Source organism: Salmonella sp. SAL04202 (assembly GCF_046550775.1).
In the GTDB taxonomy this organism is placed as follows: Bacteria; Pseudomonadota; Gammaproteobacteria; order Enterobacterales; family Enterobacteriaceae; genus Salmonella; species Salmonella enterica.
Map to the genome: position 1 here is coordinate 124026 of NZ_JBGDXK010000007.1, position 17554 is coordinate 141579.

Below are 17554 nucleotides of genomic sequence, written 5' to 3' on the forward strand. Positions count from 1 at the left end.
TCCCGTAATCAGATTACAGCGAAGCATTTTGTTGTGTGGTCGCGGTGGAGTCCTTCTCTTCCACGACGCAGGTATCGCACGGCAAATGACGGCCAATAAATTTGCGATAAGCAAACGCGCCCAGAATGGCGCCGACGATGGGGCCAAACAGCGGCACCAGGAAGTAAGGAATGTCTCTACCGCCGGTAAACGCAATTTCCCCCCAACCGGCAAGCCCGGCGAACATTTTGGGGCCAAAGTCACGCGCCGGATTCATCGCAAACCCGGTCAACGGCCCCATAGAGGCACCGATAACGGCGATCAGTAAACCAATGAGCAGTGGCGCAAGCGGACCGCGAGGTACGCCGTTACCGTCGTCGGTCAGCGCCAGAATCAGCCCCATCAGAATAGCGGTAATCACCATTTCAACCGCGAAGGCCTGCACAAAATTGATATGAGGATTCGGGTAAGTTGAGAAAATGCCTGCGAGATCGAGACTTTCAACGCTGCCACGGACGATATGGTGGGTTTGTTCGAAGTCTACAAAAAGATTGTAATAAAGCCCGTAAACTAACGCCGCTGCGCAAAAGGCGCCGGCAACTTGAGAAATAATAAAAGGAACAACTTTACGTTTGTCGAAACAGGCAAATAGCCAGAGTGCGATGGTCACTGCCGGGTTCAGGTGTGCGCCAGAAACACCTGCCGTCAGGTAGATAGCCATCGCTACTCCCAGACCCCAGATGACGCTGATTTCCCACTGTCCAAAAGTAGCTCCGGCAACTTTAAGCGCAGCGACACAACCCACACCGAAAAAAATCAACAACCCGGTACCGAGGAATTCAGCAATGCACTGGCCTTTTAAGGTTGATGTTTGACTCATAATCGGATCCTGAAGAGTATGTAATGATTATTGGTATGCGAGGAGGTCATGGACATCCACGATGCCCTGTAGGCACACTGTTAATTTATCGTTAACGAGCAAAAACGAGAAATATCGAAATCAAAATGTGTGTACTGCGTCAATAAAATGAGCGTTATCGCGCCATGAGGCGCATTTTGAGACAGCAGAAGAGAGTGAATTGAATCATTTCATTAACCAATATGTTAACACTTTTAAGTTATTGAATGAATGTTACCAGGAGATGGATGAAAATTGCTGCAAACCGCGATCTACGCGGTATGTCGCTGGACAGCGAGAGCGGGGCTTCATACAATCGACACTATATATTGTGCGCGTTTACGTGAAGCGTCGCCTTGCAATTCAGGAGAGGTAAGATCATGTCTTTAGAAGTGTTTGAGAAACTGGAAGCAAAAGTACAGCAGGCGATTGACACCATCACCCTGTTACAGATGGAAATTGAAGAGCTGAAAGAAAAGAACAACAGCCTGACGCAGGAAGTGCAGTCTGCACAGCATCAGCGTGAAGAACTCGAGCGTGAAAATAATTCTCTGAAGGAACAGCAGAGCGGCTGGCAGGAACGTTTGCAGGCGCTGCTTGGTCGTATGGAAGAAGTCTAATCCTCGTCATATTTCACGTTATGGCGGCGTTGGCTGCGTGCGTTCACCCCAGTCACATAGTGGCCTATGCTCCTGGGGATTCACTTACTTGCCGCCTTGCCCTGACGCGAAATCTATAGAGGATTTAGAATGCGGATACCGGTGGGCCGGATAAGGCGTAAGCCGACATCCGGCAATCAGCGACAACGCATAAAAAAGGCGCCTTACGGCGCCTTTTTTGATCACTCGATATCAAGCGGGTCTTCGGAAAGGATAATCCCGGTGTTGTCGGCATAGAGATGATCGCCGGAGAAGAACGTCACGCCGCCGAAATTGACGCGCACATCGCTTTCCCCAATGCCTTCACCTGCGGCGCCAACCGGAATGGCGGCGATCGCCTGAATGCCGATATCCAGCTCTTCCAGATCGTCCACCTGACGCACCGCGCCATAGATAACCAGCCCTTCCCATTCATTTTGCGTGGCCAGACGCGCCAGCTCCGCATCGACTAATGCACGACGGACAGAACCGCCGCCATCGACCAGCAGAACCCGACCACGGCCATTTTGTTCGAGCAGATCGTACAGCAACCCGTTGTCCTCGAAACATTTTACCGTGATGATTTGTCCGCCAAACGACGACCGCCCTCCAAAATTAGAGAACAGCGGTTCCACGACGTTGACATCTTCCTGATAGATGTCACAAAGCTCGGAAGTATCGTATTTCATAGGCTTAACGTTCAGTTGCTGCGAGAATTTTTAGTATATCGCGCTAAGTATACTGTTGGCAAAATCATCAATTGTTAATTGATATTTGTCAGTTAAACGGCCCACTGACTTAAGAGTATCCCAATCACAAATAACAGGTTGGTTAACAACGCGCCTTTAACGGTACGTTCAAGCATCGGGCGCATTGCCGCAGGCTCCCTTTCGCGCATTACGTAGCGCGCTTGTTTAATGAGCAAGGGCGCGGCCAGAATAAACAACCATCCCCACGGACTGTGTAGCGAGAGCAGATTAAACAGCGCCAGACAGAGCAGCGCGCCTAGCAACAGGCAGGCGTGATAACGACGCGCGTTGACATCGCCCAGTCGTACTACAAGGGTGTTTTTGCCGTTCTCTCTGTCGCTATTAATATCGCGCAGGTTATTAATATTCAGCACCGCCGTCGCCAGTAAACCGCAGGCGGTGGCCGGGAGAATCAGCGCCGGAATCAGCGTATGCGCCTGGAGATACCAGCTCCCCATGACACTTAGCCAGCCAAAGAATACCAGGACAGAGATATCACCCAGCCCGATATAGCCGTAGGGCCGATTACCCACGGTGTAGGTGATGGCGGCGATAATCGACAGCCCGCCCAAAATCAGGAAGCCGACAAAATCGGTTAACGTATGGCACGCGACCGCCACCAGCGCCAGTCCGGAGATACAGATCAGCACGACGGTAATGAGTAACGCCCGCTTCATCTCCTGTCGGGTGATGACGCCTTTTTGCATCCCCCGCAGCGGCCCGATGCGATCCGGTTTATCGCTGCCTTTGACAGCGTCGCCATAATCGTTGGCGAGGTTGGATAAAATTTGCAACAGCCCGGCGGTGATAAGGGCCAGCAGTGCGACCAGAGGATCGAAATAGCCTTGCCACCATGCCAGGGCCGTACCGACGATAATCGCCGCGAAGGCGAGGGGTAAGGTTTTGGGTCGTAAGCTTTCCAGCCAGGCCTGGATGCGGCTAATTTGTTGTTGTTCAGTCATATTTAGCGCCAATAAAAATGGGGCTTTTCAGCCCCATCAACAGTGATGAAAATGCATTGGACGCGATTATAAGATAAAACGGCTTAGATCTTCATCTGCGACCAGCGCATCCAGATGTTTGCTCACATATTCCGCATCAATTGTGATGTTTTGGCCGTGCAGATCGCTGGCGTTATAGGAAATCTCTTCCATCAGACGCTCCAGTACGGTATGCAGACGGCGCGCGCCGATGTTTTCGGTGGTTTCGTTAACCTGCCAGGCGGCTTCGGCAATACGTTTAATACCGGAATCGGTGAACTCGATATTGACGCCTTCAGTTGCCATCAGCGCTTTATACTGCACGGTGACGGAGGCGTTTGGCTCGGTCAAAATGCGTTCGAAATCGCTGGTGGTCAGCGCCTGAAGCTCAACGCGAATCGGCAGGCGGCCCTGCAGTTCCGGGATCAGATCAGACGGCTTCGCCACCTGGAACGCGCCAGAGGCGATAAACAGAATATGATCCGTTTTGACCATCCCGTGTTTGGTCGAAACCGTGCAGCCTTCTACCAGCGGCAGTAAGTCGCGCTGTACGCCTTCGCGTGAAACATCCGGGCCGGAGGTTTCGCCACGCTTACAAATTTTGTCAATTTCATCGATAAACACGATGCCGTGCTGTTCAACCGCGTCGATAGCGTCCTGTTTCAGCTCTTCCGGGTTGACCAGCTTAGCAGCTTCTTCTTCAACCAACAGTTTCATCGCGTCTTTAATTTTCAGCTTACGCGGTTTCTGTTTCTGACCGCCCAGGTTCTGGAACATAGACTGCAACTGGCTGGTCATCTCTTCCATGCCCGGAGGCGCCATAATCTCTACGCCCATCGGCGCGGCGGCGAGGTTAATCTCGATCTCTTTATCGTCGAGCTGGCCTTCGCGCAGTTTTTTGCGGAACGTTTGACGGGCGGCAGAAGGCTCCTGCTGCTGTTCGGCCTGGCCCCAGTTATTTTTTGCGGGTGGGATCAGCACGTCGAGAATACGTTCTTCCGCCAACTCTTCCGCACGATAGCGATTTTTCTCGATAGCCTGTACGCGAACCATTTTCACCGCGGCATCGGTCAGATCGCGGATGATAGAGTCCACTTCTTTCCCGACATAGCCCACTTCGGTGAATTTGGTGGCTTCGACTTTAATGAACGGCGCGTTGGCGAGTTTTGCCAGACGACGGGCGATTTCGGTTTTACCGACGCCGGTCGGGCCAATCATCAGAATATTTTTCGGCGTTACTTCGTGGCGCAGCTCTTCATCAAGCTGCATACGACGCCAGCGGTTACGCAATGCAATTGCCACGGAACGCTTTGCGTTATCCTGGCCGATAATGTGTTTGTTCAGTTCGCTGACAATTTCGCGTGGGGTCATTTCAGACATGAGAGGTCCTTACGCTTTGGCGGTCAATTCTTCAATGGTGTGGAAATGGTTGGTGTAAATGCAGATATCGCCTGCAATATCCAACGCCTTTTCAGCAATTTCGCGCGCGCCGAGCTCGGTATTTTCCAACAGAGCGCGAGCGGCAGCCTGGGCATAAGGACCGCCGGAGCCGATAGCAATTAAATCGTTTTCAGGTTGCACGACATCGCCGTTACCCGTGATGATGAGCGAGGCGGTTTCATCCGCGACGGCCAGCAACGCTTCCAGTTTGCGTAGCATACGGTCGGTACGCCAGTCTTTCGCCAGTTCAACGGCGGCTTTGACCAGGTGCCCCTGATGCATTTCCAGTTTACGTTCAAACAGCTCGAACAGCGTGAATGCATCCGCAGTACCGCCCGCAAAGCCCGCAATGACCTTGTCGTTGTAGAGGCGGCGGACTTTCTTCACGTTGCCTTTCATTACTGTGTTACCCAGTGTGGCCTGACCATCACCGGCGATTACCACGTGGCCGTTACGGCGTACGCTTACTATTGTTGTCACGAGCAGACCCCTTGGTTACTAATGCTGAATTGCGGCCCCGTACGGCGTACGGGGCATAATGCAAGTATAGATGGGGGAGATTTTGAGGGTTTCAACCCCCGGTGGCGAGTCGAATGCAGTTTGTATGGCCCGCCATCTTCAGACGGTTAATGGTGCTGTCGGCATTTTCTTTACCTTTCACCGGCCCGATAACCACGCGATTCCAGCCGTTATTGGTGGTAATTTTGGAGTCAAAGCCTTCAAACGCCAGCTGAGCGCGGACGCTTTCTGCCTGCTCGGCGCCTTTGAATGAACCGCATTGCACCATCCAGCGACGTTCATCTTTTTTCTCTGCTGTCGCCTTCGGCGCTTCAGGCGCGCGCGTAATTGGCGCGGCTTTCGGCGCTGCCGCGCTGGTATGCGCCGGCGTTTGCAGCAAATCCTGATAAGGTTGCTGCGAGGCCGTCTGCTTCGGCGGCTGACTTTGGCGCGCAGGTTGCGCCGGGGCGGACTGTACCGTGCGCGTTTGCGGCTGTTCGTTTACCCGCGGCTGCGTACGTGGTTGCTGAACAGGCTGCGTTTGAGCCCACTGCTGCTGCTGCTGCGCCTGACGCTGGCGCTGTAGCGTTTGCTGGCGTTGTTCTGGCGTCTGCTCGTTCCACGGCACTTCGTTAAGTTGCGTTGGCTGCTGACGCATATCCGCCTGCATTTGCTCCAGGAGTTGACGCTGCTCGCTGGTGAGCTGATTCGGATTCATGACTTCACCGCCGGCGGAAGGTTCCGTTGGCGTACGCACGCCCGGCTGGCGACTTTCCAGCTCTTTGATGTAACGCCAGCGCTCTTCCGGTTTTGGCGGAAGCCCATTGCCGGTGACTTTCTGATTTTGTAGCGTTTCGGACTCTTCTTTCTTATGGTGAGTAATGAAGTACAGACCGCCGATAAAGGTCACAAGGACGGCTGCCGCAATCGCGACCATTGCCGGCGAGACGGCAGGCATGTTGCTTTGCTTCTTCCGTGAGTTCCGTGAGGTGCTCTTTTTGCGCCGCGAAGGAGCCGGTTGGCCGCGACGTACATAATCTCGTTGTGCCACTATCGTTTCGCTGTATTTATTCGTTCGTCAGCCCGTCATGTTACTGAAGCGGCGGGCCTTTGACCAGACAGGTGAGTCTTAAAGCTATTTACTTTAGGGTAAAGCGCGCGTAGAACCGCGAATAATCAGCTCGCAATCCATTAAACGCGAGCCGCTGCTCACATTTTGCCCCTGCATCTGATCGAGCAACAGCAGCATCGCCTCGCGACCAATGTCAAAACGCGGCTGCGCCACGGTTGTCAACGGAGGGTCGCAAAACTCGGCCAGCGCGATATTGTCAAAGCCGATAATCGACAGATCGTCAGGCACTTTCAGACCCTGGCGCTTGGCCCAGGAGAGGGCGCCCAGCGCCATTACGTCGCTATGACAAAAGACGGCGGTAGGCGGCAACGGTTGCTCAAGCAACTGCTTTAATGCGTTTGCCCCGGCTTCAAAGGTAAAGTCGCCACGGGCGATGTAATGCGGATCGACCACAATGCCACTGCGTCTTAATGCCTGTACGTAACCTTGTAAGCGATAGTGACAGAGCGGCATATCTTCCGGCCCCGCAATACAACCAATCCGCTTGTGGCCCAAATCCAACAGGTAGTTCATGGCATTGAACGCGGCGGTCAGGTTATCGATATGTACCGTCGGCAGTTCAAGCTCCGGCGCAAACTCATTCGACATCACCATCGGAGGCAAATTGCGCTGCTCCTCAACGCTGGCGTCAAAGGGCAGTCGGGAACTGAGAAGTACCATGCCGTCGATCTGTTTGGTGATGATGAGATTAAGAAAGGTTTTTTCTTTCTGGTTTTGATGGGCGCAATCGCCAATCAGCACCAGATACCCCTGTTCTGCCGCGGTCACTTCGATACCGCGGATAATTTCACTGAAGAAGGGATCGCAAATATCCGGGACAATCACCAAAATCGTACGGGATTCATTGCGTTTTACATTTCGCCCCATCGACTGCGGGAAATAACCCACTTCAAGCGCGGCCTGTTCAACCCGGCTACGGGTCGACTGGGAGACTTTATCGGGGTTCATTAACGCGCGGGATACGGTTGCCGTAGAGACTTTCGCCTTCAACGCAACATCCTTCATCGTAGCGGCAGTAACCTGCTTGTTCGATTTCACTCTTTCTCCTCGCCTGGGAACTGCTGGCGCAGATCTATCCCTGGTAACACTCATCGAAAACATTTTTATCAGATAGTGCGTGGAAGCGGTTACAGAATTTTCATAAAAAGTGTGATGGATCTTTAATTTTACGATCCGCCTCGCATCGTGAGGACTATCCTTCAATCGGATCGACGTCCAGAACCCATTTAACTTTCCGCGCTTCCGGGAGCGTATTGATCAACGCCAGCGTGCCGCTGATGATGTGTTGCAGGCGAATCCGTGAAGGATGCTGAAGTAAAATTTGCCAGCGATAGCGGCCGCCGCGTTTTGGCGCGAGGGCCGGAACCGGACCTAAGATCCACAGCTTATCGTCTGATAGCGGGCTGGCCTGAATCAGATTACGCAACTGCTGGAGAAAGACGGGCGCCTGCTGATTGTTGTGATCCTCTGCGCGAATAATGACGTGGCTGGTCCACGGCGGAAGCTGGAGCGTTTGCCGTTCCGCCAGCGCCTGTTCCGCAAACGCATCATAGCCTTTATACAGTAACGTTTGCAGCAGGGGATGCTCAGGATGGTGCGTTTGGAGCACCACTTCGCCCTGTTTGCCCGCACGCCCGGCGCGGCCGGAAACCTGAGTGTAGAGCTGGGCGAAGCGTTCCGCCGAACGAAAATCTGCGGAAAAAAGCGCGCCATCGACATCCAGCAACGCCACCAGCGTGACGTCCGGAAAGTGATGGCCTTTCGCCAGCATTTGTGTGCCTATCAGAATGCGCGCTCCGCCGCGGTGAACTTCCGCCAGATGCTGCTCCAGCGCGCCTTTACGACTGGTGGTATCACGGTCGATTCGTGAGATCGGCACGCCGGGGAAGAAGGGCGCCAGCACCTGCTCCAACTGTTCCGTCCCTAACCCAACCGGTAGCATATGTGTGGAGCCGCAGGAGGGGCACTGACGCGGTACCGGACGTTGGCTGTCGCAGTGATGACAGCGTAAATGATGCTGCGCCTGGTGCAGCGTGTAGTAGTGATCGCAACGCGGGCACTCCGCAATCCAGCCGCAGTCGTGGCAAAGCAGCGCGGGCGCGAATCCCCGGCGGTTAAGAAATAAAATTACCTGATTGTCGGCCTGGAGATGTTGGCGCATACGGGCGATAAGGGCGGGCGCCAGTCCCGCCTGAAGACGCTGGCCTTTTAAATCCAGCACATGCTGCAGGGCTGGGCGGGCATTGCCTGCGCGCCGCGTCAGACGCAGCATCCGGTATTTTTTCTGCCGCACGTTGCATAGCGTTTCCAGGGCTGGGGTGGCGGAGCCGAGAATAATCGGGATCTGCTCGCTATGGGCGCGATACACTGCCAAATCGCGGGCATGGTAGCGCCACCCTTCCTGCTGTTTATAAGAGCTGTCGTGCTCTTCGTCGATGACAATCACGCCAAGATTTTTAAACGGCGTAAACAGCGAGGAGCGCGTGCCGATGACAATCGCCGCTTCGCCGTTTTTCGCTTTCAGCCATGCCGAAAGACGCTCGCTGTCGTTTAGCCCGGAATGCAGCACTTCCACCGGCGCGTTAAAACGTTCGCGAAAACGGGCGATCGTTTGCGGCGTCAGGCCGATTTCCGGCACCATCACCAGCGCCTGTTTGCCCTGGGCGAGGACGTTTTCCAGCACGCTCAGATACACTTCGGTCTTGCCGGAACCGGTTACGCCTGCCAGCAACCAGGCGGAGAAACCGTCCGACGCGCTGTGAATCGCGCCGACTGCTGTCGCCTGTTCGGTATTCAGCCGCAGGCGCTCTCCTGCGACGGCATAACGCTCCCGCCAGTCGGTAAACGCGGGCGTTTCACTGGCAAGCTCACAAAGCCCCTTACGCCGCAGCGTTTGCAGCGTGGCGTCAGTAAAATCAAGCTCGGCTACCTGATAGCGCCAGATCTTTCCTTGCCGCAGCGCCGCCAGCGCCTGTTGTTGTTTGGCGGAGCGTTTCAGGCTGTTGATGTCGACGGCTTGCCCCTCTTCGGTGGCGAACCAATACCATAGGGGCGCGTTGCTGGCTGGTTTTCCCTGACGCAGTAAAACCGGCAGAGCGTGAAACAGAACGTCGCCGAGGGGATGGTGGTAGTAATCCGCCGCCCAGAGGAGTAAGCGCCAGATGGAGGGAGAAAAGATTGGCTCGTTATCCAGGATTTCAATGACCGATTTTAATTCATCGAGCGGCAATTCGCTGTGGTCGCTAACCGAGACGACAATGCCCACGCGCTCTTGCTGCTTGCCGAACGGCACGCGCACGCGGCACCCGGCTTTGGCGACCCCGCCTTCCGGCAGCAGGTAATCAAAGGTTCGGGGAAGCGGAACGGGCAAGGCAACGTGCGCGACGGACATAGCATCTTCCTGACTTGAAATTTCGTCGGGTAGTATACACATTACGATAAGGGAGCGCGGATCAGTTTGCATACGGTGGTCAAATTCTGTATGATTCGCCGCCTTTGGTGCGTGTTGTGAGCATCAAACCCTTTACTATTAACTTCGCGTGGTGTCTGGCGTTAGGGCTGGAAGAGCGACGCGGCCTTACACTGAGGTTCCCCATGAAAAAAGGTATTCACCCGAATTACGTAGAAATTACTGCAACCTGTTCTTGCGGTAATGTTATCAAAACCCACTCTACCGTGGGTCACGACCTGAACCTGGACGTGTGCGGCAAATGCCACCCGTTCTTCACTGGTAAGCAGCGTGTTGTTGATACCGGTGGTCGTGTTGAGCGCTTCAACAAGCGCTTCAGCATCCCTGGCAGCAAATAAGTTACCGCCAGAAAAAAAGCGCCGCAGGGCGCTTTTTTTGTTATGGATGACCCGTCCTGAATAATAACGTTGACACATTTTATTTATATACAAAGGAAGATATGTCAATCTATTCCAGGACTAGCCAGTGGTAATAACGCTGCTTATTATTCGAACAACCTTTCTCGCCCGCCGATCTTGATATATTCCTAAAATTCACCGTACAACCATTTTTGATCTTTTGTATACCACCTGTTCCTTGTAGGGTTTTGCGCAACTATAACTCATAAGGATATAACAATAAGTGGAAAACCGGCGGCGCGTCAGGGTGACATGACCCCGGTGGGCGGTCCGATAGTCCAGGGGGCAGCGGGTGTGCTGATTGGCGCGCCGACGGACGTGGCCTGTTCGGTGTAGTCCTCTCTGAATATATAGGAGATAAATCAGAGGAGATTTTTGATACAGAGGAGACGAAAAAATGAAAGGAATAATTAAATTCATACTATTGTATTTTTATGTGTACTTTTCATTTTTCCTTATGTGTTTTGTGGGAGAATGGATTCTAAGAGGTATCTATTATTTCAGATTTTCGACATGGCCAAAAATTGATTTTAATATTAATGATATTTTTGCTCCTGTTTTCTTTTATGCCACTGGCGCATGGTTGCTATGCGTTGTTTATAGAATAAATGGATGGGATACAGGACGAAAGAAAAAGAAATAATTTATTTTAAAGTGAGTTATTAATTACACAATTTTAAAATAAAATCTGGAGAAGAAATTATCTTGAGAGCGTTCAGAATTATGTGTCACGTTAAAAATGCTACAGCGGCATCACATTCTTCAGTCGTCCTTCAACATAAATGGCTAACTGCGACAATGTCAAATTCTGACCTTCCAGCTGAAGAAACGGGTGGTCGATCTGAGTCTGGATAAGGCGAATGTCATAACTACAATACGTTTTAACCATTCAGGCGGAAGTTAGCTTCCGCCTGTTTTACTTTTACTATCTCGCTTTATTTTTTAAACATCTGCTCTGGATCGATAATCAGCGCCCGATAACCCAGCATACCGGCACGGTTACTGTGTACTTTTAGCTCCAGCATCACATCCTGAGTGCCGTCTTTGACTTCATCCAGAACGGAAACGATCGGTTTTGTACCGCTCATTCCCGCTGTAGCCGAGTACATGAACATCGTTTTGGTTTCCGGGCGATATTCCGTGACGGAAGTAATGGCGCTGTACCAGTCAAAACCGCGCTCTTTACCATATTCCCACATTTGGGAAACCGTCATATTTTTTTCGTCAATTTGATATTCCACGCCGCGGGAATATTTCATTGATGGCATGGCCGGTTGTTCCATGCCGCGCGCATCGCCGTTATCAAAGGCGGTCACGACGGTTTTACCTCCGGTGCTTTTGGATGGCACTAACCAACCGGTATGTTGTGTCCATGTCCAGTCAAATCCACCGTCGCAGTGGTGCGCTTCGCAGGTTAGTGGTTTACCGTTGCTGTCTACGGGTTTCAGCACTTTTTTCGCCAGTTCGCCTTTCCAGCCGGATGGATCGGAAAGTATCCATTTCACTTTTTTATCGCGACCAATTTTGATGATGGCAGACTGGTGGCGCGAGCTAATGATAATGCTGTCGTCGCGAGGATCGTAGCTGACGGAGTTAACATGCGCCCAGTTGCGGCCCGGGCCGGAACCCGCGATATCGCCGAAGGGTTGTTTTGCAAGCTGCTCTTTGGTCATGACCTGACCGGAATGTTCGGCATCGACGCTCAAACATACCGCTCCCTGATCCATCGCCAGAATAACGTCGTCACGATAGGGATCGAGGATTTTTGGCAGATCCCAGTAATCGACGGTATCGCCGTTCTGGTCAACTTCAAGAATATGATCACGCACCGTATTGATGGTGTATTTACCATTTAATGGATAATTTTCTTTTGCGACACGCAGCAGGTAGGTGCCTTTCGGCGTTTCGGTAATGGCGTGCGAAAAATCAATAAATCCTTTTGGCAGTCGTTTATCGGAAATAACGCGGCCTAAGAAATCATATTTAAAGTAACGTTGACCCTGGCCAAAAATAAGATTGCCATCGTTAACCTGATGGAAGCTCATCATGGAACCAAAGCGCGTTATATCATCCTGGTTACGGAATTTATCAATATTCATATAGCCGCGAACATCGCCATTCGTATCGCTAATCCAGTTGATACCGGTATAATCCCAGTTCGCCGCGCCGCCTGCGACATGCATAATGTGGCCGGCTCTTGGCATCCCTGTTATATGGTTAAAAAGATATAAGCGATTTTTAAGCGAGCTATCGACTTTAACCGGTTCTACTGTAGGAAGAACGGCAGTTTGCCCGGTAGTAGAGGGTAATGATACCGGTGCGGCGTAAATGGACCACGTATAAGTTTGTTTTTTACCTTCTTCAGTCCAGTCAACTTTAACCTTATTGACATAATCTGGATACAAGCCAAATACAGGTATGCCGTCATGGGTATTTATAGCCTGCGGGCCGACATCATAACTGATCGGGATACCTTTTTCCCCTTTCCCTAAAACGGTAACCTTCACGTCCTGTACATTATGATTGGCTTTATTAATGATTGCTGTTAATGGGAAAACGCCGCCGTAGGGAGCGACATCGACCATACCTAATGGCCCTTCATGGACTGGAATGACATCTGCTGATGCGACCATTGGCCTGTTTGGGTCTAAAACGCCTGAGGCCAAAACGCTGCCGCTCAAACACAGGCAGCATAATACAGGTAAGACTTTCCTTGTAAATAACATATTTATTTCCCCATTCGATATTATCGATAAAATGAATGTATATTAACCTTCTTATTTATCGGAGATGAAAAAACATTTAAAAAAGTAAAACAATCCGCGGAGGGGAATAATGATGTTTGTCACAAATATGAGGTGTCCATGGTCTTTTTAACAATACTCATCGTTATACTATTTGTTCAGTAAATATATGGCGCTGTATTATTATTCATGTACGCTTTGCTACGTGAAACATTAAATAAATATTGGAAGTTTAAATATAATAAAATTATATCGGTTATGGCATGTCGGGAATTTTTTTCAGGAAAATAACGAAGAGAAACTTATCATGTCTGACAAATTTATCCACCGAGGGCTATTCGGGAAGATGAACGGTTAGAAAAATGTCGGAGATAGCCGTGTACAGGGGAATCGTTAAAAAAGCGCGGCCAGAGGCGTTCTGACCGCATGCTTTGCTATCAGTATTCCCACGTTTCCGGGTCAATCCCCATCTCACGCATGATCTCTTTTGCCGCTTCCGGGATTTCATCGCTGCGCTCTTTTCGCAGATCGGCATCATCCGGCAAGGGTTGCCCGGTAAAGGCGTGCAGAAATGCTTCACACAACAGCTCGCTGTTGGTGGCGTGGCGCAGGTTGTTCACCTGACGACGCGTACGTTCATCGGTGAGGATTTTTAACACCTTCAGAGGAATGGAAACCGTAATTTTTTTGACTTGCTCACTCTTCTTACCGTGCTCAGCGTATGGGCTGATATATTCGCCGCTCCATTCAGCCATGAGATACTTAATCCTCTTCGTCATTAATATTGAGGTCTGAACCTGAGCCCGGACCATAATCGCGCGTAGTTTACCGTAGTGGCGCGGCCCTGACACGAAGTTAGCGGTCGCAGATGTGCGCTAATGCATATAATTTTAACGGCTATTTGCGGTTTGCTCAATCTATACGCAAAGAAGTTTAGATGTCCAGATGTATTGACGTCTATTGTGGTAGTGGTTAATCTGTGGTCTGACTTTCACCGACTCAGCCAGGAATATCTTCATATGACGCGTAAACAGGCCACTATCGCAGTGCGTAGCGGATTAAACGACGACGAGCAATACGGCTGCGTTGTGCCGCCAATCCACCTCTCCAGTACCTATAACTTTACCGGTTTCAATGAGCCGCGCGCGCATGATTATTCCCGCCGCGGTAATCCCACGCGTGATGTGGTTCAGCGCGCATTAGCGGAACTGGAAGGCGGCGCGGGCGCGGTATTGACGAATACCGGCATGTCGGCGATTCATCTGGTCACCACCGTTTTCCTCAAGCCGGGCGATCTGCTGGTCGCGCCGCATGATTGCTACGGCGGCAGTTATCGTCTGTTTGACAGTCTGGCGACACGCGGCTGTTATCGTGTGCGGTTTGTCGATCAGGGCGATGAACGCGCCTTACAGGCGGCGCTGGAAGAAAAACCGAAGCTGGTACTGGTAGAAAGTCCAAGTAATCCATTGTTACGCGTGGTGGATATTGCGAAAATCTGTCGGCTGGCGCGCGAGGCGGGCGCAGTGAGCGTCGTTGATAACACGTTTTTAAGCCCGGCGCTGCAAAATCCGCTGGCGTTGGGTGCCGATCTGGTGTTGCATTCATGCACGAAATATCTCAACGGTCATTCGGATGTCGTGGCCGGCGTGGTGATTGCTAAAGATCCGGAAATGGTCACTGAACTGGCGTGGTGGGCGAATAATATTGGCGTCACTGGCGGGGCGTTTGATAGCTATCTGCTGCTGCGCGGTTTGCGAACGCTGGTGCCGCGTATGGAGCTGGCGCAGCGCAACGCGCAGGCGATTGTGAAATATCTGCAAACCCAGCCGTTGGTGAAAAAACTGTATCACCCGTCGCTGCCGGAAAATCAGGGGCATGAAATTGCCGCGCGCCAGCAAAAAGGCTTTGGCGCAATGTTGAGTTTTGAACTGGATGGGGATGAGGAGACGCTACGTCGTTTTCTGGGCGGGCTGTCGCTGTTTACGCTGGCGGAATCTTTAGGGGGAGTGGAAAGTTTGATCTCTCACGCCGCCACCATGACGCATGCCGGTATGTCGCCGCAGGCGCGTGCCGCCGCCGGGATCTCCGAAACGCTACTGCGTATCTCCACCGGTATTGAAGATGGCGAAGATTTAATTGCCGACCTGGAAAATGGCTTCCGGGCTGCAAACAAGGGGTAAACATGAGTGTGATTGCGCAGGCAGGGGCGAAAGGTCGTCAACTGCATAAATTTGGCGGCAGTAGTCTGGCGGATGTGAAGTGTTACCTGCGTGTCGCAGGCATTATGGCGGAGTATTCGCAGCCTGACGATATGATGGTAGTGTCCGCCGCAGGCAGTACCACCAACCAGTTGATTAGCTGGCTCAAGTTAAGCCAGACCGATCGCCTTTCTGCGCATCAGGTATTACAGACGTTACGCCGCTACCAGTGCGATCTGATTAGCGGGCTGCTTCCCGCCGACGCGGCAGATGACTTAACCAGCGCTTTTATCAGCGATCTGGAACGTCTTGCCGCCTTGCTCGACGGCGGCGTAACGGATGCCGTCTATGCCGAGATTGTCGGACACGGCGAAATTTGGTCGGCGAGATTGATGTCCGCCGTCCTGAATCAGCAGGGGCTGGATGCCGCCTGGCTGGACGCGCGCGCATTTTTACGCGCCGAACGCGCCGCACAGCCGCAGGTTGATGAAGGGCTATCTTATCCTTTATTGCAACAGCTACTGGCGCAGCATCCTGGCAAACGTCTGGTCGTGACCGGCTTTATCAGCCGCAATCACGACGGCGAAACAGTCCTGTTAGGCCGGAACGGTTCCGACTATTCCGCCACGCAAATCGGCGCGCTGGCGGGCGTTTCCCGCGTGACCATCTGGAGCGATGTCGCGGGCGTTTATAGCGCCGACCCGCGCAAAGTGAAAGATGCCTGCCTGCTGCCGTTGCTGCGTCTGGACGAAGCCAGCGAGCTGGCGCGTCTGGCGGCGCCTGTTCTGCACGCCCGCACGCTACAGCCAGTGTCCGGCAGCGATATCGATTTGCAGTTGCGCTGTAGCTACACGCCGGATCAAGGGTCAACCCGAATTGAACGAGTGCTGGCTTCCGGGACGGGCGCGCGTATCGTGACCAGTCACGATGATATCTGTCTGATTGAGTTTCAGGTGCCCGCCAGCCAGGATTTCAGGCTGGCGCATAAAGAGCTCGACCACATTTTAAAACGGGCGCAGGTGCGTCCGCTGGCGGTGGGCGTGCATCGCGATCGCCAGCTATTGCAGTTCTGCTATACCGCCGAGGTAGCGGATAGTGTACTGAAACTCCTCGACGATGTCGGGCTGCCGGGCGAATTGCGCCTGCGACAGGGGCTGGCGCTGGTGGCGATGGTCGGTGCGGGCGTTACTCGCAATCCGCTACACTGCCATCGCTTCTGGCAGCAGCTTAAAGGTCAGCCAGTGGAATTTACCTGGCAGTCGGAGGAGGGCATCAGTCTGGTGGCGGTGCTGCGTACCGGCCCGACTGAGAGCCTGATTCAGGGGCTGCATCAGTCTGTTTTCCGCGCCGAAAAACGCATTGGCCTGATGCTGTTCGGTAAGGGGAACATCGGCTCCCGTTGGCTGGAACTGTTTGCCCGTGAACAAAGCACGCTTTCCGCGCGTACTGGTTTTGAATTTGTGCTGGCGGGCGTGGTGGATAGCCGCCGTAGCCTGCTGAATTATGAAGGGCTGGACGCCAGCCGCGCGCTGGCATTCTTTGATGATGAAGCCGTTGAGCAGGACGAAGAGTCGCTATTCCTGTGGATGCGTGCGCATCCGTATGATGATTTAGTGGTGCTGGATGTGACAGCAAGCGAGCAACTGGCCGATCAGTATCTGGATTTCGCCAGCCACGGTTTTCATGTGATTAGCGCCAATAAACTGGCGGGCGCAAGCGCCAGCGATAAGTATCGCCAGATTCATGACGCGTTTGAAAAAACCGGGCGTTACTGGCTGTATAACGCCACCGTGGGCGCGGGGTTGCCGATCAACCACACTGTGCGGGATCTGATTGACAGCGGCGATACGATTCTCTCGATCAGCGGGATCTTCTCCGGGACGCTATCCTGGCTGTTCCTGCAATTTGACGGCACGGTGCCGTTTACCGATCTGGTGGATCAGGCCTGGCAGCAGGGGCTGACCGAACCCGATCCGCGCGTCGATCTTTCCGGAAAAGATGTCATGCGTAAGCTGGTGATTCTGGCGCGCGAGGCGGGATACGACATCGAGCCGGATCAGGTGCGTGTAGAATCGTTGGTGCCGGCGCACTGTGAAGAAGGGTCTATCGATCACTTTTTCGAAAACGGCGACGCGCTGAATGAACAGATGGTGCAGCGTCTGGAGGCAGCCCGCGAACTGGGGCTGGTGTTGCGTTACGTGGCGCGTTTCGACGCCAATGGCAAAGCGCGCGTCGGCGTTGAAGCGGTGCGTCCGGAACATCCGCTGGCGGCGCTGCTGCCGTGCGATAATGTCTTTGCTATTGAAAGCCGCTGGTATCGCGATAACCCGCTGGTGATCCGTGGGCCGGGCGCGGGTCGCGATGTGACCGCCGGGGCGATTCAGTCGGATATCAACCGTCTGGCGCAGTTGCTGTAATAAAGGCAAGTTCG

Annotated in this window: 14 protein-coding genes and 1 pseudogene; 5 read left to right on the top strand and 10 right to left on the bottom strand. The window is 52.9% G+C overall.

Annotation, left to right across the window (positions count from 1 at the left end; translation table 11 throughout):
- Window positions 1-13 precede the first annotated feature (13 nt).
- Window positions 14-859, bottom strand: a complete 846-nt coding sequence (locus ACLJQJ_RS21515) for an MIP/aquaporin family protein (protein ID WP_000084285.1) — start codon at window positions 857-859, stop codon at window positions 14-16.
- Window positions 860-1257: 398 nt separating this feature from the next.
- Between ACLJQJ_RS21515 and zapB the strand changes: the two genes are divergently transcribed.
- Entirely contained in the window at window positions 1258-1497 is a 240-nt protein-coding gene (gene zapB / locus ACLJQJ_RS21520) for a septal ring assembly protein ZapB (RefSeq protein WP_000051370.1), read from the top strand.
- 221 nt (window positions 1498-1718) lie between these two features.
- Here the strand turns inward: zapB and rraA are convergent, their stop codons facing one another.
- The 7 genes from rraA to priA all read right to left on the bottom strand — a co-directional run bounded on the left by rraA (window position 1719) and on the right by priA (window position 9705).
- A complete protein-coding gene (gene rraA / locus ACLJQJ_RS21525; protein WP_000872918.1) occupies window positions 1719-2204 on the bottom strand; it encodes a ribonuclease E activity regulator RraA in 486 nt (161 codons plus the stop codon).
- Between the two features lie 92 nt (window positions 2205-2296).
- Window positions 2297-3226 carry a 1,4-dihydroxy-2-naphthoate polyprenyltransferase gene (gene menA / locus ACLJQJ_RS21530; RefSeq protein WP_063809149.1) on the bottom strand — a complete coding sequence of 310 codons (930 nt, stop codon included), beginning with the start codon at window positions 3224-3226 and terminating at the stop codon, window positions 2297-2299.
- Window positions 3227-3292: 66 nt separating this feature from the next.
- A complete protein-coding gene (gene hslU, locus ACLJQJ_RS21535; RefSeq protein WP_001293360.1) occupies window positions 3293-4624 on the bottom strand; it encodes an HslU--HslV peptidase ATPase subunit in 1332 nt (443 codons plus the stop codon).
- Window positions 4625-4633: 9 nt separating this feature from the next.
- Window positions 4634-5164: an ATP-dependent protease subunit HslV gene (hslV, locus tag ACLJQJ_RS21540; protein ID WP_000208240.1), complete on the bottom strand. Its 531-nt coding sequence runs from the start codon at window positions 5162-5164 to the stop codon at window positions 4634-4636.
- A gap of 91 nt (window positions 5165-5255) precedes the next feature.
- Window positions 5256-6233, bottom strand: coding sequence for a cell division protein FtsN (gene ftsN, locus ACLJQJ_RS21545; protein WP_000068809.1), 978 nt, complete (start codon window positions 6231-6233; stop codon window positions 5256-5258).
- 93 nt (window positions 6234-6326) lie between these two features.
- Window positions 6327-7352 carry a DNA-binding transcriptional regulator CytR gene (cytR, locus tag ACLJQJ_RS21550; RefSeq protein ID WP_000841337.1) on the bottom strand — a complete coding sequence of 342 codons (1026 nt, stop codon included), beginning with the start codon at window positions 7350-7352 and terminating at the stop codon, window positions 6327-6329.
- A gap of 154 nt (window positions 7353-7506) precedes the next feature.
- Window positions 7507-9705 (bottom strand): primosomal protein N', encoded by a 2199-nt coding sequence (gene priA / locus ACLJQJ_RS21555; protein WP_000109397.1) that lies wholly within the window; start codon window positions 9703-9705, stop codon window positions 7507-7509.
- A 203-nt stretch (window positions 9706-9908) separates the two neighbouring features.
- Between priA and rpmE the strand changes: the two genes are divergently transcribed.
- On the top strand, window positions 9909-10121 hold the full coding sequence (rpmE, locus tag ACLJQJ_RS21560) for a 50S ribosomal protein L31 (protein WP_000715284.1): 213 nt from the start codon (window positions 9909-9911) through the stop codon (window positions 10119-10121).
- A gap of 279 nt (window positions 10122-10400) precedes the next feature.
- A pseudogene (locus ACLJQJ_RS21565) lies at window positions 10401-10514 on the top strand (hypothetical protein); the annotation flags it as partial.
- Between the two features lie 602 nt (window positions 10515-11116).
- Here the strand turns inward: ACLJQJ_RS21565 and ACLJQJ_RS21570 are convergent.
- Together ACLJQJ_RS21570 and metJ are read right to left on the bottom strand one after the other, a co-directional pair.
- The gene (locus ACLJQJ_RS21570) at window positions 11117-12907 is read right to left on the bottom strand and encodes an aryl-sulfate sulfotransferase (protein WP_000899639.1); all 1791 of its coding nucleotides are present in this window, start codon (window positions 12905-12907) and stop codon (window positions 11117-11119) included.
- Window positions 12908-13362: 455 nt separating this feature from the next.
- The gene (metJ, locus tag ACLJQJ_RS21575; RefSeq protein ID WP_000852811.1) at window positions 13363-13680 is read right to left on the bottom strand and encodes a met regulon transcriptional regulator MetJ; all 318 of its coding nucleotides are present in this window, start codon (window positions 13678-13680) and stop codon (window positions 13363-13365) included.
- Window positions 13681-13944: 264 nt separating this feature from the next.
- Here metJ and metB point away from each other — a divergent pair, with 264 nt between their 5' ends.
- The gene (metB, locus tag ACLJQJ_RS21580; RefSeq protein ID WP_000197213.1) at window positions 13945-15105 is read left to right on the top strand and encodes a cystathionine gamma-synthase; all 1161 of its coding nucleotides are present in this window, start codon (window positions 13945-13947) and stop codon (window positions 15103-15105) included.
- 2 nt (window positions 15106-15107) lie between these two features.
- Window positions 15108-17540 (top strand): bifunctional aspartate kinase/homoserine dehydrogenase II, encoded by a 2433-nt coding sequence (metL, locus tag ACLJQJ_RS21585; RefSeq protein ID WP_000110807.1) that lies wholly within the window; start codon window positions 15108-15110, stop codon window positions 17538-17540.
- The last annotated feature ends 14 nt before the right edge of the window (window positions 17541-17554 follow it).